This window comes from Pseudomonas aphyarum, from assembly GCF_028657055.1.
GTDB classification, from domain to species: Bacteria; Pseudomonadota; Gammaproteobacteria; order Pseudomonadales; family Pseudomonadaceae; genus Aquipseudomonas; species Aquipseudomonas aphyarum.
In genome coordinates, this window is record NZ_JAMDGS010000021.1 from 67958 (window position 1) to 93675 (window position 25718).

Here is a 25718-nt window from a genome sequence, read left to right on the forward strand (position 1 = left end):
ATAGTGCGTCGCCTGATCTCAGGCCGGCGCAGTCTAAAGAATGAAAATGACGGTTCGTCAGCGGGGCGGTAGACCGCGCTGACAGCGTTGAGTTTAGAAACCGGTCATGAACAGGCTCTGTGAAAACCATGGAAACGACGTCAGGCCCAGGAATTCTGGAGCTGAATCAAGCCGCCGGTGGGTTTCACAGAGGCTGCTAGCCGCCGGACTTCTTCGCTTTGAAACCGTGCTTGACCAACTCGGCCAGGAGCAGCTCGACATGGTCGCCCTGGATCTCGATGATCCCGTCTTTCAACGCACCGCCGGTGCCGCAACGTTTCTTCAACGTTGTCGCCAGCTCCTTGAGTGCGTCTTCGGCCAGGGGCACGCCGGTGATGGTGGTCACCGTCTTGCCGCCACGGCCCTTGCTCTCGCGGCGCACGCGGGCAATGCCGTCGCCGGCCGGGATCACGGTTTGCTTGCAGATACAGGCGTCCACCGGCTTGCTGCATTCCGGGCAATGACGACCTGCGTCGGTGGAAAATACCAGGCCGCCCAGGGCGGCGAAGGATGCGGCTTTTTTGGCCACCGGCAATCCTCTCGGGAGGACAAAGACTGATCGCAGCCTTGGGCAAGGCTATCGACCGCGAAGCCCCACTCAGGCAGGGGCAGCGCTACTGTGCCATGAGCTCCTGAAAGCGGGCCGGCACAGCTTGAAAAGGTCGCGCAGTGTAACGGCAAAAACGCCGATTGCTAAGTGCCAATCGGCGCCAATTTATGTGTTCTTTGCGACGTCGCTTTGCTGAGCCTTCAGATAGCGTTTCAACGCGGCCAAAGAGTCCGGGCAATAAGGCTTTTGCTGGATTTCCAGCATGACCTGCTCGACCGGAATGAAGCGCGCTTCGAGCACTTCTTCAGGCTGCAGGATCAACGGCCCGTCCCACACCGCCGAAAACGCCGAACACCAGAGGCGATTGCCGGTGTCCTCGAAGTAGAAATGGTCGTGGGCTGTCAGCTCGACGCCGCTCACTCCCAATTCCTCTTCCAGCTCACGGGCTGCCGACTCGGCGTAGGTCTCGTTCGCCTGCACCATGCCGCCCGCCGCCACGTCCCAGTAGCCGGGATAAATGGCTTTGCTCAACGTACGCCGATGCACGCAGAGTTCACCGGCGGAGTTGAACAGCATGATGTAGGTGCCACGGCCGATCAGCCCGCGCTCGCGCAGGTCAGAACGCACCAAGGCGCCGAGCAGGTTGTCCTGCTCGTCGACCCAGGCGATCTGTTCGGCATCCGAGGCGGCGCGGTGGGCCGCCTCTTTGGCGCTCTCGTCCATGACTCAGCCCTGATTGAGCAGTTGACGCAAATCGATCACGGCGGCGTTGGCCCGGGAAATGTAGTTGGCCATCACCAGCGAGTGGTTGGCCAGCACACCGAAGCCGCTGCCGTTGAGGATCATCGGGCTCCAGATCGGCTCCTGAGACGCCTCCAGCTCACGAATGATCTGACGCACGCTGACGGTCGCGTTCTTCTTCGCCAGCACGTCGGCGAAATCGACCTCGATCGCGCGCAGCAGGTGCGACAGCGCCCAGGCCTGGCCACGGGCTTCGTAGAACACGTTGTCGATCTGCATCCACGGAGTCTCGACGACTTCCTCGTCGACCTGCGGTACTTCACCCACTGCCGGCACTTCGGTTTTCAGCGCGGTGTTGAGCTTGACCCGGCCAACGCTGGCCGACAGGCGTTGCGACAGCGAACCGAGACGGGTGCCGACATCGCCCAGCCAGTTGTTCAGGTTGTCGGCGCGGGCGTAGAACAGCGCGTTTTTCTGGGTCGGATCGGACAGGCGCGCCTGATAACGGCTCAGGGAATTGATGCCTTCCTGATATTCCGACTCGCTCGACGGCAGGATCCAGCTCTTGTTGTCGAAGTTGAAGCGCGGCTCGGCCTTGGCCAGGTCGGCGTCTTCAGCCGATTGCGACTGCGAACGGGCGAAATCCTTGCGCAGGGCACGGGTCAGGTCACGGACCTGCACCAGCACGCCGTATTCCCAACTTGGCATGTTGTCCATCCACAGGCCCGGCGGGAAACGGTCGTTGGAAATGTAACCGCCCGGCTTGTCGAGCAACGTGCCGGCCACGGTTTTCAAGGTTTCGACGGTGGTGTAGCCGACCACCATCTGCTTGCCCTCTTTCTCGGCGGCAACCTGAGCGTTCTGCGCGACGGGAAACAGCGCCGGCTCCTGGCTCCAGTACCAGCCAAGGGCAATAGTCACCAACAGGTAAATGGCGACCAGCGTGGCCAGCGCCCGGCTGAACAACAGCCCGCCGACATAGCTGCGGGCGGCCGACTTGGGCTCGGCGGCACGTTCAGGCGCGCTGGCCGCGCGGTTCTTCCAGTCCAGCATGGCGATATCCTTTCAATCTTGGGTTCAACGGTTCGACCACAACCATACAACAACGTGCCTCGACCGGGCACCCGTCAATATTGACAGGCGTTGTCTCGCCACCCGACACAAGGCCGGGACACACCGCCCTAAGGGATTCCCCGATAGCGGATTCATCGCCATTGCGCCGCCGATACCCGCAACGGGACAGCACAAACACCCTGCCCCACCTTTCTCATACTCCGATAAATTCACCCGCATGCAGATCGGCAAATGCCCGGTAGATGGGGACTTCCCCGACGATCAGGTTCAAATTGAAACCAATCAGTCAGAAACTGAATAGTGCCGCACTGCAGATTATTGACGTACGACACTCATGTAAGGGAAAAGAGGTGCTAGCATAGAGCCACCAGTCGATCTCAGCATGCACCCTAACTAGTAGTCAGGATATGACCGAGCCAGAAGACCCCAGCCGTGAGCGCCTCAAGCACCACTTTGCCCAGCGGGTAATTCATCAGGCACGTCAGATTCTTGAGATATGGCAGCGCCTGCAACGCAGTGAGTGGTCCACTGCCGATCTCGCCGAACTGAGCGAGGCCAATCTGCGCCTGCTGCGTTTTGCCGAGCGTTTCGAACAGCCCGAACACACGCAGCTGGCCCGCCACATCAGCCAGTCGCTGGAAGCGGTGGACGCCAATCGCGGACGCCTGAGCAGCGGCCTGATCACCGATCTCAACCGTTTGATGCAGCGCTTGTCGCGCACCGGCCTGCGCCATGGCGATCAGCTTGATCAGACCTTCCTGCCGCCCCTGCGCAAACCGATCTACGTGATGCTGCAGGATCACGACCGCGCCGAGCGGCTGGCCAAGCAGCTGGAGTTTTTCGGTCTGAGCGCCCAGGCGCTGGACAGCGTGTCGGCGTTTCGCTCCTCGATGGTCGAGCGTCTGCCGGCTGCGATCGTCATGGACGTGGATTTCAGTGGTGCCGGCGTCGGCCTGAAACTCGCCGCCGAAGCCCAGCAAGGTCTCGAAGAACCGCTGCCGCTGCTGTTCTTCAGCCTGCACGAAACCGACACCCCGACCCGCCTCGCGGCGGTGCGCGCCGGTGGCCAGGAATTCCTCACCGGCACCCTCGAAGCCTCGAGCCTGCTGGAGAAGATCGAGGTCCTGACCTGCGTCGCCCAGTACGAACCCTATAAAGTGCTGATCATCGACGACTCCCGCGCCCAGGCCCTGCACACCGAGCGCCTGCTCAACAGCGCCGGGATCGTCACTCGCACCCTGATCGAACCGATCCAGGCCATGGCCGAGCTGGCGGATTTCCAGCCGGACCTGATCATCCTCGACATGTACATGCCGGCCTGCACCGGCACTGAACTGGCCAAGGTTATCCGCCACAACGACCGTTACGTCAGCGTGCCGATCATTTATCTGTCGGCCGAAGACGATCTGGACAAGCAGCTCGACGCCATGAGCGAGGGCGGCGACGACTTCCTGACCAAGCCGATCAAACCGCGTCACCTGATCACCACCGTGCGCAACCGCGCCGCCCGCGCGCGCAACCTGAAAGCACGGATGGTTCGCGACAGCCTCACCGGCCTGTACAACCACACGCACATTCTGCAATTGCTCGAAGACTGCTCGTTCCGCGCCCGCCGCGAGAACAAGCCGTTGAGCTTTGCCATGCTCGACATCGACCACTTCAAGCGGGTCAACGACAGCCACGGCCACCCCATGGGCGACCGGGTAATCAAGAGCCTGGCGCTGTTCCTCAAGCAGCGTCTGCGCAAGACCGACTTCATCGGCCGTTACGGCGGCGAAGAATTCGCCATCGTTATGCCGGACACCGATATAGAAGCCGCGCACAAAGTGCTCGACGAGATCCGCCAGCGCTTCGCCGAGATTCACTACCCGGCCCAGCCGCAGGATCTGTGGTGCACCTTCAGCGCCGGCGTGGTGGAAATGCACGACGACTCCGACAGCCTGATGATGGCCAGCCAGGCCGACGAGGCGCTGTACCGCGCCAAGGGCGAAGGACGCAATCGGGTGCAGACCGCGCGCGACTCAAAGCAAAGTGCCACTTTTTCATCGCAATCCACTGATTCGGTCATAACCCCGTAACAGAACCGCAATAAATTCAGGCGCTTACCATTCTGCCGTTGGTAGCCGTCATGCGCCTGAAGTTGCTCACCAATCTCAATACTCTGTTGCTGGTCGCCGTCTGCGTGGCCCTCGGCGCCACGCTGTGGTGGTCGCAGAAAGCCCTGGAACGCCCGTATCTGTTGATGGAGCGTTACCTGGGGCTGTCGCAGCAATTTCAGAATGACGTGGCACGCAACGTCGAGGATTACCTCGCCAGCGGCGACGCCCTGCGCCTGAGCAGCGCCAGCCAGGCCATCGATCAGTTGCAGAAAGAACTCGGCGAGCTGCCGCCGTCGCTGGCCGACACCTTGCGCCCGAGCCTCACCGGCCTCGATGAATTCAGCAAGACCGACCTGCTGGCCGCCGGCAAACTGGCCGGCGATCCACAGGCGCTGCTGTTGCAGGCCGAGCGGGAATTGAGCGCCAGCCTAGATCAGCTCAGCACCTACGCTGGCGGCAACGCGACTTACCTGACGCCCCTGCTGGTCGCCTCTCAACATCTGGGCAAACTGTCGCTGGCCCGGGACAAACTGGTCAGCAGCGGACGCAGTGAACTGGCCACCGATGTCGAACGCGAAGTCAGCAACATCCGCGCTCAGGCCCAGACGATCGATGCCCTACCCTTGCTTGGCGTGGTCGCCAGCAGTGAATCCGGCAGCGACGATTTCGCCGCGATGATGGGCATCGAAAGCACAGAAAAAGCCGCTGCCGAAGATGCTGGTGTGGGTCTCAAACGCGAGCTCAACAGCTTGCTCGGCCGTTACCCGGCAGAGCTCGCACGCACTCGCGATCAGATCCAGAAACGCACCGACCTCAGCACCGCGACCCACCAGAAAATCGCCGCCGTGCAGCAAGCCATCGCCGGCCTCGAGCCGGTGGTACGCGCACAACACGGGCAGATCCAGGGCGAAGTGCGGCTGATGCAAGGCGTGATGATCGGCCTGATTCTGCTGATCGCGCTGCTGATCGACACCCTGCAGCGGCGCCTGGCCCGCACCCTGACCAATCTCGCCCCAGCGCTGTCGACCTGGGCCGAAGGCGACTTCAGCCGCGACATTCATCTGGGCAAGACCAACCGCGAACTGCACGACATCGAAGCCTCGCTCAATCGCCTGCGCGCCTATCTGGTGGATCTGGTCGGGACGATTCGTGGCAATGCCGAGCAGGTGGCGGGCAGCAGTCGCACCCTCGCCGAACTGAGCAATGACTTGCACAGCGGCGCCGAACATCAGGCTGGTGACACCGCGCTGATCCGTGATTCCCTCGGCGAACTGGAAGCGACCATCCAGCAAGTGGCCGGCGATGCGCGCCAGGCCGCCGACGCCAGTCGCCATGCCGGGCTGGCCGTCGAACACGGGCAACAAGTGATCGGCCAGAGCCTCACCGGCTTACACGCGCTGGTCGGCGAAGTGCAAGGCAATGCGCAAATGATCGAACACCTGGCCGAAGAGTCGGCAACCATCGGCGGCGTGCTGACGGTGATCCGCTCGATTGCCGACCAGACCAACCTGCTGGCGCTCAACGCGGCGATCGAAGCCGCCCGCGCCGGGGAAATGGGTCGCGGATTCGCCGTGGTGGCCGAGGAAGTGCGCTCGCTGGCACAACGCACCGCCGGCGCCACCGCCGAGATCCAGACCCTGATCGCCGCCCTGCAAACCGCCGCCCGGCAATCGGTCGAGGGCATGCGCGCGCAGGTCGAACACGCCGAGGCCACGGCCAATCAGGCGCAATCGGCGGACGGTGCGCTGGACAAGATTGTCGGCGCGATCCAGACCATCTCCGACACCGCGATCCGCATCGCCGACATCACCGCACAACAGAGCGGCGCGGTCAGCGAGATCCGCGATCACAGCGAACGGATTCACCAATTGGGCGGGGACAATCTGCTGCGCATCGGCCAGGGCCGCGAGCAAGGCGAGAACCTGCTGTTGCTGGGCGGTCAGCTGCACACCGCCGTGCAGGCGTTCCGCGTGTGACACACAGCGCAGGGCCAAGTCCGCTATCATTCCCGCACCTTTGATTCGCGAGATTGTCATGCGCCGTCTGCTCTGCCTGCTGCTTTTCGTCTTCGCCCTGCCGGCCGGCGCCGCCGGTCTGTTCGACAGCAAACCCAGCGCCACGCTGGGCTCGGTCAACAACAGCGCCGATTTCCTGCCGGTGCGCGAAGCCTTTCAACTGAGCCTGGTCGAGAGCACCCCGCAATCGGTCAAACTGCGCTTCGTCGCCACCGAAGGCTATTACCTCTACCGCCATCGTTTCCAGTTTCGTGTCGAGCCTGCCGAGGTAAAACTTGGCGCCGCACAACTGCCCCAAGGCGAACAGAAACACGACGAGTATTTCGGCGACGTCGAGGTCTACCACGGCATTCTCGACGTGGAACTGCCGCGCAATGATTCCCGGGCGTTCACGCTGGCCGTCACCTATCAGGGCTGTGCCGACAAGGGTTTGTGCTATCCACCGGAAACCGAACGCCTGAGCATCGAGGGCAACGCAGCGGCAAATGACACGTCCGCTCCGGTGACGGGTTGGGACTGGCGTGATCTGGCGTTGTTCTTCCTTGCGGGCCTGGGCCTGACCTTCACGCCTTGTGTATTGCCGATGCTGCCGATCCTGTCCGGCGTGGTGTTGCGTGGGCAGGTCGGCGGTTTGCGTGGTTTCAATCTGTCCCTGGCTTATGTGCTGCCGATGGCTGCGTGCTTCGCGCTGCTTGGGGCGCTGATGGGGCTGTTCGGTGCGCAACTGAATTTACAGGCGCGGCTGCAATCGGCGTGGGTGCTGGTGCCATTCGCGATGTTCTTTGCGGTGTTCGCGCTGGCGATGTTCGGCGTGTTCGAGCTGAAACTGCCGCACTTCATCAGCAGCCGCCTCGACCGGATTGCCGGCCGCACCGAAGGTGGCTCGTTGTGGGGCGCCGCGGTATTGGGCGTGGTGTCGAGTTTGCTGGTATCGCCATGCGTTTCCGCCCCGCTGGCCGGCGCATTGCTTTATATAAGCGCCAGCGGCGATGCGCTGGGCGGCGGTCTGAAGCTGTTCATGCTCGGCCTGGGCATGGGCGCGCCGCTGTTGCTGGTGGCTACCGGCGGCGCGACGTGGCTGCCGAAAAGCGGGCCGTGGATGATGTACGTGAAGAACGGCATCGGCGTGTTGCTGCTCGGGCTGGCGATCGGATTGCTCAGCCGGGTGTTGCCGGGACAGATCACGTTGCTGCTGATCGGCTTGCTGGCCGGCGGCGTCGGCCTGTTCCTCGGTGCTCTGGAATTCGTCTACAAACCGCCGCGCAAACGCCTCGGCCAACTGCTGGGCATGTTCCTGCTGTTTTATGCGCTGGCCTGCTGGTACGGCGCGTTCAGCGGGCAGACCGACCCGTTGAATCCGATAGCCCCGGCGCGCCTTGCCGACAGCGGATCGCCCGCGCAAAACAGCGGTTCATGGCAGACCGTCAGCACCCCGACGGAACTGGATCGGGTACTGCTCGAAGCGAAAACCGCCGGCACCCCGCTGCTGCTCGACTGGTACGCCGACTGGTGCATCAGCTGCAAAGTCATCGAACACGAAGTGCTAAACGACGCCACGGTCGTCGATCGGCTCAAGGGCTATCGGCTGATCCGCTTCGACATCACCGCCAGCAATGCCGAACAGCGCACCCTGCTCGACCGCTACAGCCTGTTCGGCCCACCGGCGCTGATGTTCTTCGGCAAGGACGGGGCAGAACGTCGCGATGTGCGGGTGATCGGCGAGATCAACGCCAGCGACTTCGCCGAACGTGTTGCCAAAGCGAATGACCGGATTTAATCAGTCAGTCACATATTTTGCGCAAACATCGGTCATCGTGCTGGCTATTGCAGAGAACTGGACAGTCACAAAGTCTTTGCGGCATAGTCGCCGGGTTCTGACGAAGGCTCACCCATAACAAGGAACACGCAGATGGCAACGCTACTGGTGCTGCACGGCCCCAACCTGAACCTGCTCGGCACCCGGGAACCCGGGACCTACGGGTCGACCACCCTGGCGCAGATCAATCAGGATCTGGAACGCCGCGCCCGTGAAGCCGGCCATCATCTGCTGTATCTGCAAAGCAACGCCGAGTACGAATTGATCGACCGCATCCACGCCGCTCGCGGCGAGGGCGTGGACTTCATTCTGATCAACCCGGCAGCATTTACACACACAAGTGTCGCATTACGTGACGCGCTGCTGGGAGTGAGCATCCCATTCATCGAAGTGCATTTGTCCAACGTGCACAAACGCGAACCTTTCCGCCATCACTCTTACTTCTCCGACGTAGCGGTAGGAGTGATCTGCGGCCTTGGCGCCAGCGGTTATCGACTGGCCCTGGAGGCTGCACTAGAGCAGCTTGAACAACAAGCTATACGCCCCTGACCGACCCTTGGGAGTTGATGATTCATGGATATCCGTAAAGTTAAGAAACTGATCGAATTGCTGGAAGAGTCCGGCATCGACGAGCTCGAGATCAAGGAAGGCGAAGAGTCCGTACGCATCAGCCGTCACAGCAAGACCCCGGCGCAGCAGTACTACGCACCGGCTCCGATGCAGGCTCCGGCCGCTGCACCTGCCGCCGCTGCCGCTCCGGTTGCTGCTGCCGCAGCTCCGGCTGCCGCTGCTGCTCCAGCGCTGAACGGCACCGTTGCCCGTTCGCCGATGGTCGGCACCTTCTATCGCAAATCTTCGCCAACCTCGCCGTCCTTCGTTGAAGTCGGCCAGACCGTGAAGAAAGGCGACACCCTGTGCATCGTCGAAGCCATGAAGATGATGAACCACATCGAAGCTGAAACCAGCGGTGTGATCGAGTCCATCCTCGTCGAAGACGGCCAGCCGGTTGAGTACGACCAACCGCTGTTCACCATCGTTTGAACTGCGGAGAGCCTTTGATGACTGCGAAGTTGGAAAAAGTTCTGATCGCTAACCGCGGTGAGATCGCCCTGCGGATTCTGCGTGCCTGCAAAGAGATGGGCATCAAGACCGTCGCCGTTTACTCCAAGGCCGACAAAGAGCTGATGCACCTGGGTCTGGCAGACGAATCCGTCTGCATCGGCCCGGCTTCTGCCGCGCACTCCTACCTGCACATCCCGGCAATCATTGCGGCCGCTGAAGTGACTGGCGCTACCGCCATTCACCCAGGCTACGGTTTCCTCGCGGAAAACGCCGACTTTGCCGAGCAGGTCGAGAACTCCGGCTTCGCCTTCATCGGCCCGAAAGCCGACACCATTCGCCTGATGGGCGACAAGGTATCGGCCAAGCACGCGATGATCGAAGCGGGCGTGCCAACCGTTCCAGGTTCCGACGGCCCGCTGCCGGAAGACGAGGAAACGGCACTGCGCATCGGTCGTGAAGTCGGCTACCCGGTGATCATCAAGGCCGCCGGCGGCGGTGGTGGTCGCGGCATGCGTGTGGTGCACAAGGAAGAAGACCTGATCGCCTCGGCGAAACTGACCCGCTCCGAAGCTGGCGCGGCGTTCGGCAACCCGATGGTCTATCTGGAAAAATTCCTGACCAACCCGCGTCACGTCGAAGTGCAGGTTCTGTCCGACGGCCAGGGCAACGCCATCCATCTGGGTGACCGCGATTGCTCGCTGCAACGCCGCCACCAGAAAGTTCTCGAAGAAGCGCCGGCACCGGGCATCGACGAGAACGCGCGCAAGGAAGTCCTGGCTCGCTGCGTCAAGGCGTGCATCGACATCGGCTACCGTGGCGCCGGCACCTTCGAGTTCCTGTACGAGAACGGTCGTTTCTACTTCATCGAAATGAACACCCGTGTTCAGGTGGAGCACCCGGTTTCGGAAATGGTCACCGGTATCGACATCGTCAAGGAGATGCTCAGCATCGCCGCTGGCAACAAGCTGTCGTATACCCAGGATGATGTGGTCATCCGCGGTCACTCGCTGGAATGCCGGATCAACGCCGAAGACCCGAAAACCTTCATGCCGAGCCCGGGTACGGTCAAGCATTTCCACGCTCCAGGCGGCAACGGCGTTCGCGTCGATTCGCACCTGTACAGCGGTTATGCCGTTCCGCCGAACTACGACTCGCTGATCGGCAAGCTGATCACTTACGGCGCGACCCGCGACGAAGCCATGGCCCGCATGCGCAATGCCCTGGACGAAATCGTGGTCGACGGGATCAAGACCAACATCCCGCTGCACCGTGATCTGACCCGCGACGAAGGCTTCTGCAAAGGGGGCGTGAACATTCACTACCTCGAGCACAAGCTGGCTGGCGAGAAGCACTAAGCTTCAGCCCGCACCAGACAAGGCCGCCTTCGGGCGGCTTTGTTGTTTCTTAAGGTTTCATCTGCTCACACATTCCCCGCTCCCACAAAACCGTCGCGCTCGCGTAAACTTGCGCGCTTCTCGCAGGCCGCTAGGCTGCAATCAATCTTTTTCACAGGTGCCCGCCATGCCTTGGCTGCAAGTCCGTCTCGCCATCAGCCCAGAACAAGCCGAAACCTACGAAGACGCTTTCCTTGAAGTGGGCGCCGTTTCGGTGACCTTCATGGACGCCGAAGATCAGCCGATCTTCGAACCGGAACTCAATACCACCCCGCTGTGGGCGCACACCCACCTGCTGGCCTTGTTCGAGGGCGGCACCGAAGCCGCCCCGGTACTGGCCCATCTGGAACTGCTGACCGGCAGCCCGCTGCCCGAGCACCACAGCGAAGTGATCGAAGACCAGGACTGGGAACGCAGCTGGATGGACGGTTTCCAGCCGATGCAATTCGGCCAGCGCCTGTGGATCGTGCCGAGCTGGCACGCCGCACCGGAGCCGGACGCGGTCAATCTGCTGCTGGATCCGGGCCTGGCGTTCGGCACCGGTACTCACCCGACCACCGCCCTGTGCCTGGAATGGCTGGACGGCCAGGACCTGAAAGACTGCAACGTGCTGGATTTCGGCTGCGGCTCGGGGATTCTGGCGATTGCCGCCCTGCTGCTGGGCGCGAAAGAAGCCGTGGGCACCGACATCGACGTGCAGGCACTCGAAGCCTCCCGCGACAACGCCGGGCGCAACAACATCGCAGACGAACTGTTCCCGCTGTACCTGCCGGAAGACCTGCCGCAGGTCAAAGCCGACGTACTGGTCGCCAACATTCTGGCCGGCCCGCTGGTTTCCCTGGCGCCGCAACTGTCCGGTCTGGTCAAGTCCGGCGGGCGTCTGGCACTGTCCGGGATCCTCGCCGAACAAGGTGACGAAGTCGCTGCCGCCTACGCACAGGACTTCGATCTCGACCCGATCGCCAATCGTGATGGCTGGGTGCGCATCACCGGCCGTCGGCGCTAGAATGACCGCCTGCTCAATCCGGATCGCCGCATGACCGACAGCTTCGTCACCCAGTGCCCGCATTGCCAAACCAGTTTCCGCGTCAGCCACGCTCAGTTGAGCGTGGCCCGCGGGGTGGTTCGTTGCGGCTCCTGCCTGCAAGTGTTCAATGCCGCCAAGCAATTGCTGGAGCAACACGCAGGCAAGGAAGCGGTCACGCCGGTGGCGCCGTTAATCAGCGAGCCGCCACCGATCAGCGAGCCTGCGTCTGTCGAGCAACCGGCCATCGTCGAAACGCCCGAGCCGCGCGCCATCAGCCAGAAGCAATGGAGCGCCGCCGAGCTGGATCTGGACAGCCTGGATCTGGACGAAGAGCTGGCCCGCCTCGAGCAACGGGAAATCCAGCCGACCACCGAGTTCGGCCGTCCACGCGAAGACGCCCTGAGCGCCCGCCGCGACAGCCACGAACCGGAAGACACGACGTGGCCGGACAGCCTGTTCAGCGAACCGGCAGATGGGCGCGCACCCGAAGTCGAAGATGAACCCGACGCCGTCGAGCCCGAGCCGATCCGACCGGAGCGCACCGAACCTTCGCTATCGCTGGAGCCGGTCGATCTCGATGACGAACCGCCGATCCCGCAACTGCGTCTGCACGATCCGATCGACCCGAATGCCCGCCGCGAACGCCTGTCGGCCAGCGACGACGTCGACGACGAACTGCCACTGATCGAAGCACCGCGCAAAAAGCGCGAACGCGTCGAATCCAGTGTTCGCGCCGAAGCCTTGCAGGATCTGACCGACGATCCGCTGCAACTGGACTGGCAGAAACGCCGCTCGCCCTGGGGCCGTCGCCTGCTCTGGCTGTTGCTGATCGTGCTGGCCGCCGCCGGCCTGGGCGGACAATACATCGCCTATCACTTCGACGAACTGGCGCGCCAGGATCAATACCGGCCATGGTTCCAGCAACTGTGCCCGCAAGTCGGCTGCACGGTGCCGTCCAAGGTGGATATCGCCAAGATCAAGAGCAGCAACCTGGTGGTGCGCAGCCATCCGGAATTCAGCGGTGCGCTGGTGGTGGACGCAATCATCTATAACCGCGCGCCGTTCTCGCAGCCGTTTCCGCTGCTGGAGCTGCGCTTCGCCGACCTCAACGGCCACCTGATCGCCAGTCGTCGCTTCAAACCCGGCGAATACCTCAACGGCGACCTCGAGGGCATGGCGGAAATGCCGCCGCAGACGCCGATCCACATCGCCCTGGACATCCTCGATCCAGGCCCGAAAGCCGTGAACTACAGCCTGAGTTTCCACTCGCCCGAGTGAAACGCTTCACCGCTCCCGGATTGACGGCAGTTTTCTGACTGCGCAGCGCACGACCAAACCGGCGGTAATAACAGAATAACTGTTCAGATTTTGTTCAATTCAGCCTTTATCCAGTCATCGAGAGCGGGTATCATGCCAACCCTTTTTCGAACTCTCATGATCCGGCCCCACTTCAGGGAAGTCCTATGTCGGCGGTACGCATCGGCCCATATACATTGCAGAACGGCTTGATCCTCGCCCCGATGGCGGGTGTCACCGACCAGCCCTTTCGTCAGCTGTGCAAGCGTTTGGGCGCAGGGCTTGTAGTCTCGGAAATGGTCACCAGTGACATGAGCCTGTGGAACACCCGCAAGTCGCGCATGCGCATGATCCACGAAGGCGATCCCGAGCCACGCTCGGTGCAGATCGCCGGTGGCGATGCGCAGATGCTGGCGGATGCAGCCCGGGCCAACGTCGAACTGGGCGCACAGATTATTGATATCAACATGGGTTGCCCGGCGAAGAAGGTCTGCAACAAGGCCGCCGGCTCCGCGTTGCTGAAGGATGAGGCGCTGGTTACCGAGATCCTGCACGCCGTCGTGGCGGCAGTTGATGTGCCGGTGACCCTGAAGATCCGCACCGGATGGGATCGCGACAACAAGAACGGCCTGACAGTGGCGAAGATCGCCGAGCAGGCCGGGATCACGGCGCTGGCGGTGCATGGCCGCACCCGCGCCGATCTGTACACCGGCGAAGCCGAGTACGACACCATTGCCGCGATCAAGCAGGCGGTGTCGATTCCGGTCTTTGCCAACGGCGACATCGTATCGCCGGAAAAGGCCCGCTACGTGCTCGACGCGACCGGTGCCGATGGCCTGTTGATCGGCCGGGCCGCCCAGGGGCGGCCATGGATTTTTCGCGAGATCGAACACTTCCTGCGTACCGGCGAAAAACTGCCGGCGCCGGAGCTGATCGAGGTGGAACGCATTCTGCTTGAGCATCTGGCCGCCCTTCACGCCTTCTATGGGGACGTGATGGGTGTGCGAATTGCCCGCAAGCATGTGGGCTGGTATCTCGCAACCTTGCCGGGCGCCAGGGAATTTCGCGCCCACTTCAATCGTTTGGATGGTACGGAAACACAATGCGCCAACGTTCGGGAGTTCTTCGCCGAACGTTACAAGAGCCTGACAGGGGACGGAGAAGGGGTGGCCGCATGACGATGATGACCGAGACTTTAGTGAGTGGAACAACACCCGTGAGCGACAACGTGAATTTGAAACAGCACCTCAATACCCCGAGCGAAGAAGGCCAGACCCTTCGCGGGAGTGTCGAGAAGGCGCTGCACAATTATTTCGCCCACCTTGAGGGCGCGTCCGTCACGGACGTGTACAACCTGGTGCTCTCCGAAGTCGAGGCTCCCCTGCTCGAAAGCGTGATGAACTACGTCAAGGGCAACCAGACCAAGGCCAGCGAGCTGCTCGGACTGAACCGCGGCACGCTGCGCAAGAAACTCAAGCAGTACGATCTGCTGTAAGCATTCAATCAAACCAGAAAGGCGCCCGCGTAAAACCGGTCGCCTTTTTTGCTGACTTCCCTTGCTTTTGATGGAAATTGAGATGACCGACCAGACTACCCGCCTGCCGATCCGCCGCGCCTTGATCAGTGTTTCCGACAAGACCGGGATCCTCGAATTCGCCAGGGAGCTGGAAGCCCTGGGCGTGGAAATCCTTTCCACCGGCGGGACCTTCAAACTGCTGCAGGACAACGGCGTGGCCGCAGTGGAAGTCGCGGATTACACCGGTTTCGCAGAGATGATGGACGGTCGGGTGAAAACCCTGCACCCGAAAATCCACGGCGGGATTCTTGGTCGTCGCGGTATCGACGACGCGATCATGAACGAGCACGGCATCAAGCCGATCGACCTGGTAGCCGTCAACCTGTATCCGTTTGAAGCCACCATCAGCAAGCCAGGCTGCGACCTGCCGACCGCCATCGAGAACATCGACATCGGCGGCCCGACCATGGTCCGTTCGGCCGCGAAAAACCACAAAGACGTGGCCATCGTGGTGAATGCCAGCGATTACGCCAACGTCCTGGAAAACCTCAAGGCCGGCGGCCTGACCTACGCTCAGCGTTTCGACCTGATGCTCAAGGCGTTCGAACACACCGCCGCCTACGACGGCATGATCGCCAACTACATGGGCACCGTGAACCAGGCTGCCGAAACCCTGAGCACTGAAGGTCGCAGCGAATTCCCGCGCACCTTCAACAGCCAGTTCATCAAGGCCCAGGAAATGCGCTACGGCGAGAACCCGCACCAGAGCGCGGCGTTCTACGTTGAAGCCAAGCCTGCCGAAGTCGGCATCGCCACCGCGACCCAGCTGCAAGGCAAGGAACTGTCGTACAACAACGTGGCCGACACCGACGCCGCGCTGGAATGCGTGAAGAGCTTCGTCAAACCGGCCTGCGTGATCGTCAAGCACGCCAACCCGTGCGGCGTGGCCGTGAGCCCGGACGCCGAAGGCGGCATCCGTCAGGCCTACGAACTGGCCTACGCCACTGACACCGAATCCGCGTTCGGCGGCATCATCGCCTTCAACCGTGAACTGGATGCCGAGACCGCCAAGGCGATCGTCGAGCGTCAGTTCGTTGAAGTGATCATCGCACCAAGCGTCAGCGAAGAAGCCCGCGCCATCGTTGCTGCCAAAGCCAACGTACGCCTGCTGGCCTGCGGCGAGTGGTCGGCGGATCGCGTTCCGGCCTGGGACTATAAGCGCGTCAACGGTGGCCTGCTGGTACAGAGCCGTGACATCGGCATGATCGGCGCCGACGACCTGAAAGTGGTGACCAAGCGCGCCCCGACCGAACAGGAAGTCAACGACCTGATCTTCGCCTGGAAAGTGGCCAAGTTCGTCAAATCCAACGCCATCGTCTACGCCAAGAACCGTCAGACCATCGGTGTCGGCGCCGGCCAGATGAGCCGCGTGAACTCGGCGCGTATCGCGGCGATCAAGGCTGAGCACGCCGGTCTGCAAGTGGCTGGTTCGGTAATGGCGTCGGACGCGTTCTTCCCGTTCCGCGACGGTCTGGACAATGCGGCCAAGGTCGGTATCACGGCGGTGATCCAGCCAGGTGGCTCGATGCGTGATGCCGAGGTGATTGCTGCTGCCGACGAGGCTGGCATCGCCATGGTGTTCACCGGCATGCGTCATTTCCGCCACTAAGTACACGATCCACTGTGGGAGCGAGCTTGCTCGCGAAGACGGCGGCACATTCAATTCAGATGTGACTGAAAATCCGCTTTCGCGAGCAAGCTCGCTCCCACAGAAAAGCGCCCCAGCGGCGCTCAACAGAATTAGCGTCATCCGAGGTTTTTGAAATGAATGTTTTGATCATTGGCAGCGGTGGCCGCGAACACGCCCTGGCCTGGAAAGTGGCTCAGGATCCGCGTGTGCAGAAAGTCTTCGTGGCGCCAGGCAACGCCGGCACTGCGATTGAAGCCAAGTGCGAAAACGTCGCCATCGACGTGCTGGCCCTTGAGCAGCTCGCTGACTTCGCCGAGAAAAACGTTTCCCTGACTATCGTCGGTCCGGAAGTGCCATTGGTGGCCGGCGTCGTCGACCTGTTCCGCTCCCGTGGCCTGGATTGCTTCGGTCCGACCGCTGGCGCCGCGCAGCTGGAAGGCTCGAAAGCCTTCACCAAGGATTTCCTGGCGCGCCGCAAGATCCCGACCGCCGACTACCAGAACTTCACCGAGATCGAGCCAGCCCTGGCTTATCTACGTGAAAAAGGCGCACCGATCGTGATCAAGGCCGACGGCCTGGCCGCCGGTAAAGGCGTGATCGTTGCCATGACCCTGGCCGAAGCCGAAGACGCCGTGCGCGACATGCTCGCCGGCAATTCCTTTGGCGACGCCGGTTCGCGCGTTGTCATCGAAGAATTCCTCGACGGCGAAGAAGCCAGCTTCATCGTCATGGTCGACGGCAAGAACGTTCTGCCGATGGCCACCAGCCAGGACCACAAACGCGTCGGCGACGGCGACAGCGGCCCGAACACCGGCGGCATGGGTGCTTACTCCCCTGCACCAGTGGTCACCGCCGACGTGCACCAGCGCGTGATGGACCAGGTGATCTGGCCGACCGTGCGCGGCATGGCCGACGAAGGCAACGTCTACACCGGCTTCCTGTACGCCGGTCTGATGATCGACAAGGCCGGCAATCCGAAGGTCATCGAGTTCAACTGCCGTTTCGGCGATCCGGAAACCCAACCGGTGATGCTGCGTCTGCAGTCGAGCCTGGTGCTGCTGGTCGAAGCTGCTCTCGCCCAGGCACTGGACAAGGTTGAAGCGCAGTGGGATCCACGTCCGAGCGTCGGCATCGTGCTGGCCGCTGGCGGTTACCCGGGCGACTACGCCAAGGGCGCGCCGATCAACGGTCTGGACGCAGCCGCCGCACTGGAAGGCAAGGTCTTCCACGCCGGTACTGCGCTCAAAGACGGCAACGTCGTGACAGCCGGTGGTCGGGTGCTGTGCGCCACCGCCATGGGCGCCAGCGTCGGCGCCGCCCAGGAGCAGGCCTACAAACTGGCCAAGGCCATCGACTGGGAAGGCTGCTTCTACCGCACCGACATTGGCTACCGCGCCATTGCCCGTGAACGCGGTGAGTCTCAGTAATAAGCTACGCTGTGTTTCCGGTAGGGGCTCATTGCCCTTGCCGGACTGTTCCGACGCTGCGCATCGTTATATTCTGGCATCAACCTACGAAGGGATTTCGCCGTGCGCTGGCTCAGGATTGCCATAGGCTTCACCGTCACGCTGTTGACTTTGCTCTGCATGCTCCCGGCCCAGGCCGCGCAAGGCAGTGGCTGGTCGGTATTGCTTGACGATCAGGGCAACCTCCAGCTGAGCGACATCCGCTCCGCCCGCTACACCAATCAATTCAGCCCTATCGAGCTTGACCGCCTCACCGCGGCCGAACCCGATGGCGCCTTGTGGCTGCGCTTCAGGCTGGCGCCCGGCAAGCACGAACAAGTGCTGCGGATCTTCGCCCCCGACCTGTCGCACCTCAATCTGTATGTCCTCGACGGCGATCGCCTGATCGAACAACGCGACACCGGCACCACCCAGCCCCAGGTGGAACGACCGCTGCCCAGCAGCGACTTCATGCTGCCGTTGCCGCAGAGCGACAAACCCCTCGACGTTTACCTGCGCCTGGTCTCCGATCACCAGTTGCGCCCGTACATCACCCTGCAATCGGCGGTGATGGCCGCGGCCAATCACAACCAGACGCTGATCTACGGCCTGCTGTTCGGCTGTCTGGCGATGCTGATCCTGCACAACCTGATCCGCTACGCCTACACCCGCTCGCGCAGCAGCCTGTGGCTGGCGGTGTGTGAAGGCCTGTTGAGCCTGAGCCTGTTGCTGCTGCTCAACCTCGCCGGTCCGTGGCTGCCGAACTGGCACGCGATCCAGACCCCGGGCGCCTATCTGGCCCTGCTGCTGACTGCACCCGCGGGCCTGATGTTCGCTTACCGCTTCTTCGCGCCGCTCGGCCCGCATCCGCTGAACAAGCTGCTGATCGGCGACATCCTGTTCATCGTGATCTGCAGCCTGCTGCTGTTGTTCGTCAACACCTTGCCGCTGAACATCATCACCTACGCGCTGGTGGCCCTGGCCGGGCTGAGCATGTTGCTGGTGGCGTTCTATCACTGGCAGAAAGGCTACCGCCCTGCCCGCTTGTTCGTCGCCGCGATGGTGGTGTTCAACATCGGCACGCTGATCATCCTCCCGGCCTTGCTGGGGCTGACCCTGGTCGCGCCGCAAGGCCTGATCATGACCCTGATGGGTTTCATCTGTATCAGTGGCCTGTTGATGAGCATCGCCCTCGGCGAGCGTCAGCGCAGCATCACCGAAAGCCGTTTCAGCATCAGCCGCGACCTCGCTGCGAGCAACGCCGAGATCAACGCCAAGGCCGAGTTCCTGGCCAAGATCAGCCACGAAATCCGCACGCCAATGAACGGCGTACTGGGCATGACCGAACTGCTGCTCGGTACGCCGCTGTCGGTCAAGCAACGCGATTATGTGCAAACCATCCACAGCGCCGGCAACGAACTGCTCACCCTGATCAACGAGATCCTCGACATCTCGCGGCTCGAGTCCGGGCAGATCGAACTGGACGACGTGCAGTTCGACCTCAACGCGCTGATCGACGATTGCCTGAGCATCTACCGCGCCAAGGCCGAACAGCAGAACGTCGAGCTGATCAGCTTCATCCAGCCGCAAGTGCCACGGGTCATCAGCGGCGACCCGACGCGCCTGCGTCAGACGTTGCTGAGCCTGCTGGAAAACGCCCTGAAGAAAACCGAAGAAGGCGAAGTATTGGTAGTCGTCGCCCTCGACGAACGCAGCGCCGGGCCACGCCTGCGCATTGCCGTGCAGGACAGCGGCCAGCCGATGGATCAGGAAGAGCGCGACGCGCTGATGCACGCCGAGTTGCACAGCAAGCACTTCCTGTCGGCCAACCGTCTGGGCGGCAACCTCGGGCTGGTGATCGCCCGCCAATTGATCCGTTTGATGCAGGGCGAGTTCGGTATCAAGAGCGGCGCCAGCCAGGGCAGTACGCTGTGGCTGACCCTGCCGCTGGACCCTGATCGCCTGGAGCACCCGACCTCGGACCTCGACAGCCCGCTGCAAGGCGCACGCGTGCTGGTGGTCGACGACAACGACACCTGCCGCAAGGTGCTGGTGCAGCAATGCAGCGCCTGGGGCCTGAACGTCAGCGCCGTGCCGTCGGGCAAGGAAGCGCTGGCCCTGCTGCGCACCAAGGCGCATTTGCGTGATTACTTCGACGTGGTCCTGCTCGACCAGAACATGCCCGGCATGACCGGCATGCAACTGGCGGCCAAGATCAAGGAAGACCCGAGTCTGAACCACGACATCCTGCTGATCATGCTCACCGGCATCAGCAATGCGCCGAGCAAGATCATCGCGCGCAACTCGGGGATCAAGCGCATCCTGGCCAAACCGGTGGCCGGCTACACCCTCAAGACCACGCTCGCCGACGAACTGAACCAGCGCAACCGTGGCCAGGTGGTGTTCCAGCCACAGGTTGCGAGCCCCGCTGCGCCGGTCAAGGTGCCAAGCGATTTCCGCATTCTGGTGGCCGAAGACAACACCATTTCCACCAAGGTGATCCGTGGCATGCTCGGTAAACTCAACCTGCAGCCGGACACCGCCAGCAACGGCGAAGAAGCCTTGCAGGCGATGAAAGCCCAGCGCTACGACCTGGTGCTGATGGACTGCGAAATGCCGATCCTCGACGGCTTCTCCGCCACCCAGCAGCTGCGGGCCTGGGAAGTCGGCAATCAGCGCATCCGCACGCCGATCGTCGCGCTGACCGCGCACATCCTTGCCGAACACAAGGAACGCGCGCGCCAGGCCGGGATGGACGGGCACATGGCCAAACCGGTGGAGCTGTCGCAACTGCGTGAGCTGATCGAGCACTGGGTGGCCCAGCGTGATCAGCAGAACCGAGCGACGACACAACCGTCGTGAGCCGACAGACACGATAGCGCCTGTTAGACTCCCCCCGACTTTCCCCGCCAGCGAGCCCGCGCCATGCTCCACGTGTTATTCAGTGTTTACCTGAAGATGCTGGTGCTCTACAGCCCGTTCTTCGTGTTGTCCTGCTTCATCAGCCTGACCCGCGGTTATTCACGCAAGGAACAACGCCGCCTGGCCTGGAAAGTGGCAGTCGCCACCCTGGTCTCGAGCGTGCTGCTGTATCTGTTCGGGCGGGTGATTTTCGATGTATTCGGCATCACGGTGGATGCCTTCCGCATCGGTGCCGGCAGTGTGCTGTTCATTTCGGCGCTGGGCATGGCGCAGGGCAAGTCGGCCGTGCAGACCGACAACGTGCAGCAGGACGTGACGATTGTTCCGCTGACCATTCCGCTTACGGTTGGCCCCGGCACCATCGGTGCGCTATTGGTGATGGGTGTCAGCCAGCCACACTGGGACGACAAGCTGTTCGCGATCATGAGCATCGCCCTGGCCAGCTTCACCGTCGGGGTGGTGCTGTACCTGTCGAACCGCATCGAACGAATTCTCGGCGATCAAGGGCTGCAGATTGTCAGCCGTCTGATGGGCCTGTTTGTTTGCGCTCTGGCCGCACAGATCATCTTCACCGGGGTGAAAGGTTATCTTGGCTGACCTGCCACCACTGGAATGAAAAGCGGCTCCGAAGAGCCGCTTTTTTATGCCTCAAGTATTGGGTTTCTCGCCATACCAGCGCGGGGTGTACACCCAGTCGCCACCGCTGGCCCGGGGGAAAGTACAGGTCATGGAAGACCCGACCAGCACCATGGTGCGCATGTCCACCTGATCCGGGGTCAACGCGCCCAACGTGGTGGTACGTAGAGTCTGCCCCGGCCTGCCGATATCGCGCCCCAGCACCACCGGCGTTTGCGGCGTGCGGTGTTGCGCGACGATTTCCAGCGCTCGCCCCAGTTGCCACGGACGGGCACGGGAGATCGGGTTGTAGAACGCCAACGCCAGATCCGCCTCGGCGGCCAGATCCAGACGCTTCTCGATGATCGACCACGGTTTGAGGTTGTCCGACAGCGACATCACGCAGAAGTCGTGGCCCAGCGGTGCCCCGGCCTGAGCGGCGGTGGCGAGCGACGCGGACACACCCGGCAGGATTTCCAGATCGACGCTGTGCCACGCCGGATCCGTCGACTCGTGCAACGCTTCGAGCACTGCCGCCGCCATGGCAAACACACCCGGATCGCCGGACGAAACCACGATCACCGAACGGCCCTGAGCGGCCAGCCTGAAGGCGTGGCGGGCACGCTGCATCTCTTCGCGGTTGTCGGTGCAATGCTGCACCTGATCGTCACGGAACGGGCCGGCCATGCGCACGTAGGTTTCGTAACCCAGCACGTCAGTTGCACGGGCCAGTTCGGCTTTCACCGCCGGCACCATCAGCTCTGCCGCACCTGGGCCGAGGCCGATCACGGCCAGACGTCCACGCGGGCGGCCGACCTGCGAAACATCCAGCGGCTGTTCGGCCACGGCGATGGCAATGTCGCGGGATGTTGTGATGATTCGAGCGCCGGGGACTGCATCGCGAGCCAGCTCACCGATGTCACTCGCCGGCGCCACAAAGCGCAGCGGCACTGCCAGTTCAAGCGCTGCTTCACGCAATGCCGGACTGGCCATCTGAATGTCCGCCGCCACCAGACAGGCCAGCGATTGAATCGCTACACCGGCCTGCTGCAACGCATCGCGAATCGCGCCCGGCAAGTCGGCCACATCCACACCGACCGCCACCGCCACGCTGCGCGGATAAATCAGCAACTCACTGGCGCTCGCCGCACGGGCATCGCTGCCCACATGAATCGAGCGCTGCGCCTGTGGATCTTCCGGCAGTTGCGCTTGCTCAAGCCACGGCGCAGCACCGTCGATGCGCACGCTGTGGCCGGCGAGCAGATCGGAGACAAAACGCTTGCCCTGCTCCAGATCGCCAAGGGCATAACCACCGGGCGGGTTGAGCAGACAGGTGCCGAAGCGCAACTCACCGCTGGTGGTGATCGCCGCTGCCACTTCAAGCGCAGCCGCGATCTCGCGGGCCATGACATTCACCCCGCCCAGGCCGCCGAGCAAAGGCACCACGGCGCTGCCGTCCTCAGCCACGGCGAGCACTGGCGGCTCGACGCCTTTCTCCAGCAACAGCGGTGCCAGCGTGCGGATGACAATGCCTGCCGCGCACAGGGCAATAATCGGCGTGTCCTGTTGATACAGCTCGCGCAGGGTCGCGCCGAAGTCGCTGTAAGTCAGGTCGGCGCCATCGACGCGCCCTTTCAGTCCGTGAATCTGTGCAGCCGGATAAACCTGTTGAAGGCGACGGGCCGTGGCCAGCGCGCCCTGGCCGAGAATGACGATGGCCGGTGTGGATTGGGTCATCAGCCTTGCCACCGTTCGCCGGGAACAATGATCAGCGAGAAGTACGGCGACGACATCGGCTCGACCTCGTCCAGCGGCACGATCTTCTGGTTGGCCATGGTCGCGCGTTCGACGTACAGCGCACGTTCGGCCAGACCCAGCTCTGCCAAAACGTCGCGCACCTTCGGGAAATTGCGCCCCAGTTTCATGATCACCGCCGCGTCGGCATCGGCCAGACGGCGCTTGAGTTCATCGTGAGGCAGCACGCCGGACAGCACCGACAGGCTCTGATTGCGATACACCAGCGGTGCGCCCAGCACCGACGCGCCACCAAGCATCGAGCAGACGCCCGGCACCACTTCGGCTTCGTAACGGCTGGCGAGGCGATCGTGCAGGTACATGTAGGAGCCGTAGAAGAACGGGTCGCCTTCGCAGATCACCGCCACGTCGCGACCGGCATCCAGATGCGCGGCCACTTCCTCGGCAGCGTCATCGTAGAAATCGCTGATCACTTGCTCGTAGGACAGCGGCGCCGGCAGCACTTCGGTGGTCACCGGGTACACCAGCGGCAGCAGATTCTGCGCGTCCTGCAGGTGCGCCTCGATGATGCCAAACGCGTTGCCCTTCTTGCCCTTGGCCACGAAATACGCCACCACCGGCGATTCGCGCAGCAGGCGCAGGGCCTTGACGGTAATCAGTTCCGGATCACCGGGGCCGACGCCCAGGCCAATCAAACGTCCTTGAGCCTGCATCATTCGATCTCCGTAGCGAGGGCATTGACCGCGGCGGCGGCCATGGCGCTGCCGCCGAGGCGGCCTTGCATGATCACGAATGGCACGCCACGGCTGTTGGCGGCCAGCTCGGCCTTGGATTCGGCGGCGCCGACGAAGCCCACCGGGAAGCCGAGGATCAGCGCCGGTTTCGGGGCACCGGCGTCGAGCATTTCCAGCAGATAGAACAGCGCGGTCGGCGCGTTGCCGATCACCACCACGCTGCCTTCCAGATGCGGGCGCCACAGTTCCAGTGCGGCAGCGGAGCGAGTATTGCCCAGCTCGCGCGCCAGCTCCGGCACGCTGTCATCGCGCAGGGTGCAGATCACTTGGTTGTTGGCCGGCAGGCGCGCACGGGTCACGCCCTCGGAAACCATCCGCGCATCGCACAGAATCGGAGCGCCGGCGGCCAGCGCATCGCGCCCGGCCTTGCCGGCGCCCTCGGAGAATTGCAGCCCGTCGATGGCCTCGACCATGCCGCAGGCGTGGATCACCCGCACGGCGAGTTTTTCCAGGTCGGCCGGGATGCGCGCCAGGTTGGCCTCGCTGCGAATGATCGCGAAGGAGTTGCGATAGATCTCCTGACCGTCGCGGATGTAATCAAGCATCAAGGGGGCTCCGTGAGCGGGCGGCGAGCAATTTCGCCGCCGCTTCGATAGTAAGGTTGTGAGCGTGCAGCGCGCCGAAACCCGGCAGCGCTGCATCGCGAAAATAGAGATCGTAGTGACCGGGGCCGACCGCCAGCAGAGTCACCGCAGCCCGATGCGCCGCGGCGCAGGAACGCGGGCAGCCGGACAGGTGCACATCCACGGCATGTGGCAACAGCGTAGCCAGCAGGCGGGCATCGTGTTTGGTGTCGGCCAGGCCTTTGCCGCAGCCGTTGGCGCCGGTGCAGGCGATCAGGTGCGCCAAAGGATCTTCGATATGGGTCAGCAGGTTCAGCTTGCTCATTTCGTCGAGCACTTGAACCGCATCGGTTTCCCGCACATTGGGCAGCAACAGACTCTGCCAAGGGGTGAAACGCAGGCTGCCGTCACCGAAGGTTCTGGCCAGTTGTGCGGCGCCACGCAGCATGTCCGGATCGAGGCGGCCGAGCGTCGGTGCGGCACCGACATAGACCTGACCAGCCGATTGCTGAGGGCGGATGCCGAGGTGCAAACCCTCCGGTCCGGCTTCGCGCTGCCAATCAGCAGCGGCTTTCAGATTGATCCGCTGACCGAGTTTTTCCAGGAACACCGGCGCCGGACATTCATCCAGCAGATGCCGCATCCGCGTCTGCTCCGGCCGGGCCAGATCGAGAAACAGTTCCAGCACCGCCACCACCAGCGCATGTCCATCCGAAAGCGCCACGGCGGCCAGCGGTCGATCCGTCGGACAACCCGCCAGCCCGAACGCCAACAGCGTGTCGCCGCGATCTTCGAATGCGGACAACCACAGGTCATGAGGATGTTCGAGCATCGCCAGCGCTTCACCGCCATCCAGTTGCACGGCGAACTTGGCGCTCAGCTCGTGGAAGCGCGGATGGCTTTGCAGGGTCTCGAGAATCTGCCCGGCCAGTGGACGAGTATCGAAGCGCATCTGCGGGTCGATGCCCGCCGTCGGGCTGAGCATCAGGTTGCGCACATCGTCGCCCGCTGCGGTTCGCGGCCCGAGACCGGCGGCCAGCAGGCTGTCGATCAGCGCAACGGACTGGTCACCGATGCCGCGAATCTGCAGATTGCCGCGGTTGGTTGCCTCGATCGCCCCGCCGGCAAACCGCTCGGCAGCATGGGCCACCGCATCGGCCTGATCGGCCGTGATCGAACCGCCATCTAGCTTGATCCGACAGATCCCGCCATCCAGCGCCTGGACGATACGCAGCAACCCCGGACAAGCCGAGGGGCGTATGGCGTTGGACATCGGACGTTCGTTCAAGGGCTGGCAGCTCTGTG

General features: G+C 62.8%; 21 protein-coding genes. 14 read left to right on the top strand and 7 right to left on the bottom strand.

Translation table 11 applies throughout. The features are described 5' to 3' along the window. Positions 1-196: 196 nt before the first annotated feature. From M5G18_RS27720 to M5G18_RS27730, 3 genes are all read right to left on the bottom strand, one after another. The gene (locus tag M5G18_RS27720; RefSeq protein WP_007951016.1) at positions 197-568 is read right to left on the bottom strand and encodes a translation initiation factor Sui1; all 372 of its coding nucleotides are present in this window, start codon (positions 566-568) and stop codon (positions 197-199) included. Between the two features lie 186 nt (positions 569-754). After that, positions 755-1312: an NUDIX hydrolase gene (locus M5G18_RS27725; RefSeq protein WP_007951017.1), complete on the bottom strand. Its 558-nt coding sequence runs from the start codon at positions 1310-1312 to the stop codon at positions 755-757. A 3-nt stretch (positions 1313-1315) separates the two neighbouring features. Next, positions 1316-2383: a DUF2333 family protein gene (locus M5G18_RS27730; RefSeq protein ID WP_273897123.1), complete on the bottom strand. Its 1068-nt coding sequence runs from the start codon at positions 2381-2383 to the stop codon at positions 1316-1318. Between the two features lie 428 nt (positions 2384-2811). Here M5G18_RS27730 and gcbA point away from each other — a divergent pair, with 428 nt between their 5' ends. The 14 genes from gcbA (at position 2812) to M5G18_RS27800 (ending at position 21283) form a co-directional block, all read left to right on the top strand. Beyond that, on the top strand, positions 2812-4482 hold the full coding sequence (gene gcbA, locus M5G18_RS27735) for a diguanylate cyclase GcbA (RefSeq protein ID WP_273897122.1): 1671 nt from the start codon (positions 2812-2814) through the stop codon (positions 4480-4482). A 50-nt stretch (positions 4483-4532) separates the two neighbouring features. Beyond that, positions 4533-6479 (top strand): methyl-accepting chemotaxis protein, encoded by a 1947-nt coding sequence (locus tag M5G18_RS29120; protein WP_273897121.1) that lies wholly within the window; start codon positions 4533-4535, stop codon positions 6477-6479. 58 nt (positions 6480-6537) lie between these two features. Next, entirely contained in the window at positions 6538-8295 is a 1758-nt protein-coding gene (locus tag M5G18_RS27745) for a protein-disulfide reductase DsbD (protein ID WP_273897120.1), read from the top strand. 132 nt (positions 8296-8427) lie between these two features. Next, on the top strand, positions 8428-8883 hold the full coding sequence (gene aroQ / locus M5G18_RS27750; protein ID WP_007951022.1) for a type II 3-dehydroquinate dehydratase: 456 nt from the start codon (positions 8428-8430) through the stop codon (positions 8881-8883). A 24-nt stretch (positions 8884-8907) separates the two neighbouring features. After that, the gene (gene accB, locus M5G18_RS27755) at positions 8908-9375 is read left to right on the top strand and encodes an acetyl-CoA carboxylase biotin carboxyl carrier protein (protein ID WP_007951023.1); all 468 of its coding nucleotides are present in this window, start codon (positions 8908-8910) and stop codon (positions 9373-9375) included. 17 nt (positions 9376-9392) lie between these two features. Next, positions 9393-10751: an acetyl-CoA carboxylase biotin carboxylase subunit gene (accC, locus tag M5G18_RS27760; RefSeq protein ID WP_273897119.1), complete on the top strand. Its 1359-nt coding sequence runs from the start codon at positions 9393-9395 to the stop codon at positions 10749-10751. 166 nt (positions 10752-10917) lie between these two features. Beyond that, positions 10918-11796: a 50S ribosomal protein L11 methyltransferase gene (prmA, locus tag M5G18_RS27765; RefSeq protein ID WP_273897118.1), complete on the top strand. Its 879-nt coding sequence runs from the start codon at positions 10918-10920 to the stop codon at positions 11794-11796. Between the two features lie 30 nt (positions 11797-11826). Then, entirely contained in the window at positions 11827-13095 is a 1269-nt protein-coding gene (locus M5G18_RS27770; RefSeq protein ID WP_273897117.1) for a DUF3426 domain-containing protein, read from the top strand. A 185-nt stretch (positions 13096-13280) separates the two neighbouring features. Further along, positions 13281-14291: a tRNA dihydrouridine synthase DusB gene (gene dusB, locus M5G18_RS27775; RefSeq protein ID WP_007951027.1), complete on the top strand. Its 1011-nt coding sequence runs from the start codon at positions 13281-13283 to the stop codon at positions 14289-14291. Then, complete coding sequence (gene fis, locus M5G18_RS27780; RefSeq protein WP_002555375.1) at positions 14288-14608, top strand: DNA-binding transcriptional regulator Fis; 321 nt, start codon at positions 14288-14290, stop codon at positions 14606-14608. Before dusB ends, fis begins: the two co-directional genes overlap by 4 nt. 82 nt (positions 14609-14690) lie before the next feature. Continuing rightward, the gene (gene purH / locus M5G18_RS27785) at positions 14691-16298 is read left to right on the top strand and encodes a bifunctional phosphoribosylaminoimidazolecarboxamide formyltransferase/IMP cyclohydrolase (protein ID WP_273897096.1); all 1608 of its coding nucleotides are present in this window, start codon (positions 14691-14693) and stop codon (positions 16296-16298) included. Between the two features lie 155 nt (positions 16299-16453). Further along, positions 16454-17746: a phosphoribosylamine--glycine ligase gene (gene purD, locus M5G18_RS27790; protein ID WP_273897095.1), complete on the top strand. Its 1293-nt coding sequence runs from the start codon at positions 16454-16456 to the stop codon at positions 17744-17746. Positions 17747-17848: 102 nt separating this feature from the next. Continuing rightward, complete coding sequence (locus M5G18_RS27795; protein ID WP_007951031.1) at positions 17849-20626, top strand: hybrid sensor histidine kinase/response regulator; 2778 nt, start codon at positions 17849-17851, stop codon at positions 20624-20626. 63 nt (positions 20627-20689) lie between these two features. Next, the gene (locus M5G18_RS27800) at positions 20690-21283 is read left to right on the top strand and encodes a MarC family protein (RefSeq protein WP_273897094.1); all 594 of its coding nucleotides are present in this window, start codon (positions 20690-20692) and stop codon (positions 21281-21283) included. A gap of 51 nt (positions 21284-21334) precedes the next feature. Here M5G18_RS27800 and cobJ read toward each other — a convergent pair whose 3' ends face one another. Genes cobJ through cobG form a run of 4 tightly spaced genes read right to left on the bottom strand, consistent with a single transcriptional unit; the run spans position 21335 to position 25686 of the window. Further along, positions 21335-23038: a precorrin-3B C(17)-methyltransferase gene (gene cobJ, locus M5G18_RS27805; protein ID WP_273897093.1), complete on the bottom strand. Its 1704-nt coding sequence runs from the start codon at positions 23036-23038 to the stop codon at positions 21335-21337. Further along, on the bottom strand, positions 23038-23772 hold the full coding sequence (locus M5G18_RS27810; RefSeq protein ID WP_007951035.1) for a precorrin-2 C(20)-methyltransferase: 735 nt from the start codon (positions 23770-23772) through the stop codon (positions 23038-23040). Before M5G18_RS27810 ends, cobJ begins: the two co-directional genes overlap by 1 nt. Then, a complete protein-coding gene (locus tag M5G18_RS27815; RefSeq protein WP_011332253.1) occupies positions 23769-24395 on the bottom strand; it encodes a precorrin-8X methylmutase in 627 nt (208 codons plus the stop codon). Before M5G18_RS27815 ends, M5G18_RS27810 begins: the two co-directional genes overlap by 4 nt. Beyond that, positions 24388-25686: a precorrin-3B synthase gene (cobG, locus tag M5G18_RS27820; RefSeq protein WP_337993672.1), complete on the bottom strand. Its 1299-nt coding sequence runs from the start codon at positions 25684-25686 to the stop codon at positions 24388-24390. The genes M5G18_RS27815 and cobG overlap by 8 nt, the downstream gene beginning before the upstream one ends. Between the last annotated feature and the right edge of the window lie 32 nt (positions 25687-25718).

Excerpts from the sequence above, each read along its gene's own strand:
- M5G18_RS27725 (WP_007951017.1), bottom strand. The coding sequence starts at position 1,312 with ATGGACGAGAGCGCCAAAGAGGCGGCCCACCGCGCCGCCTCGGATGCC.
- M5G18_RS27730 (WP_273897123.1), bottom strand. The coding sequence starts at position 2,383 with ATGCTGGACTGGAAGAACCGCGCGGCCAGCGCGCCTGAACGTGCCGCC.
- gcbA (WP_273897122.1), top strand. The coding sequence starts at position 2,812 with ATGACCGAGCCAGAAGACCCCAGCCGTGAGCGCCTCAAGCACCACTTT.
- M5G18_RS29120 (WP_273897121.1), top strand. The coding sequence starts at position 4,533 with ATGCGCCTGAAGTTGCTCACCAATCTCAATACTCTGTTGCTGGTCGCC.
- M5G18_RS27745 (WP_273897120.1), top strand. The coding sequence starts at position 6,538 with ATGCGCCGTCTGCTCTGCCTGCTGCTTTTCGTCTTCGCCCTGCCGGCC.
- aroQ (WP_007951022.1), top strand. The coding sequence starts at position 8,428 with ATGGCAACGCTACTGGTGCTGCACGGCCCCAACCTGAACCTGCTCGGC.
- accB (WP_007951023.1), top strand. The coding sequence starts at position 8,908 with ATGGATATCCGTAAAGTTAAGAAACTGATCGAATTGCTGGAAGAGTCC.
- accC (WP_273897119.1), top strand. The coding sequence starts at position 9,393 with ATGACTGCGAAGTTGGAAAAAGTTCTGATCGCTAACCGCGGTGAGATC.
- prmA (WP_273897118.1), top strand. The coding sequence starts at position 10,918 with ATGCCTTGGCTGCAAGTCCGTCTCGCCATCAGCCCAGAACAAGCCGAA.
- M5G18_RS27770 (WP_273897117.1), top strand. The coding sequence starts at position 11,827 with ATGACCGACAGCTTCGTCACCCAGTGCCCGCATTGCCAAACCAGTTTC.
- dusB (WP_007951027.1), top strand. The coding sequence starts at position 13,281 with ATGTCGGCGGTACGCATCGGCCCATATACATTGCAGAACGGCTTGATC.
- fis (WP_002555375.1), top strand. The coding sequence starts at position 14,288 with ATGACGATGATGACCGAGACTTTAGTGAGTGGAACAACACCCGTGAGC.
- purH (WP_273897096.1), top strand. The coding sequence starts at position 14,691 with ATGACCGACCAGACTACCCGCCTGCCGATCCGCCGCGCCTTGATCAGT.
- purD (WP_273897095.1), top strand. The coding sequence starts at position 16,454 with ATGAATGTTTTGATCATTGGCAGCGGTGGCCGCGAACACGCCCTGGCC.
- M5G18_RS27800 (WP_273897094.1), top strand. The coding sequence starts at position 20,690 with ATGCTCCACGTGTTATTCAGTGTTTACCTGAAGATGCTGGTGCTCTAC.
- cobJ (WP_273897093.1), bottom strand. The coding sequence starts at position 23,038 with ATGACCCAATCCACACCGGCCATCGTCATTCTCGGCCAGGGCGCGCTG.
- M5G18_RS27810 (WP_007951035.1), bottom strand. The coding sequence starts at position 23,772 with ATGATGCAGGCTCAAGGACGTTTGATTGGCCTGGGCGTCGGCCCCGGT.
- M5G18_RS27815 (WP_011332253.1), bottom strand. The coding sequence starts at position 24,395 with ATGCTTGATTACATCCGCGACGGTCAGGAGATCTATCGCAACTCCTTC.
- cobG (WP_337993672.1), bottom strand. The coding sequence starts at position 25,686 with ATGTCCAACGCCATACGCCCCTCGGCTTGTCCGGGGTTGCTGCGTATC.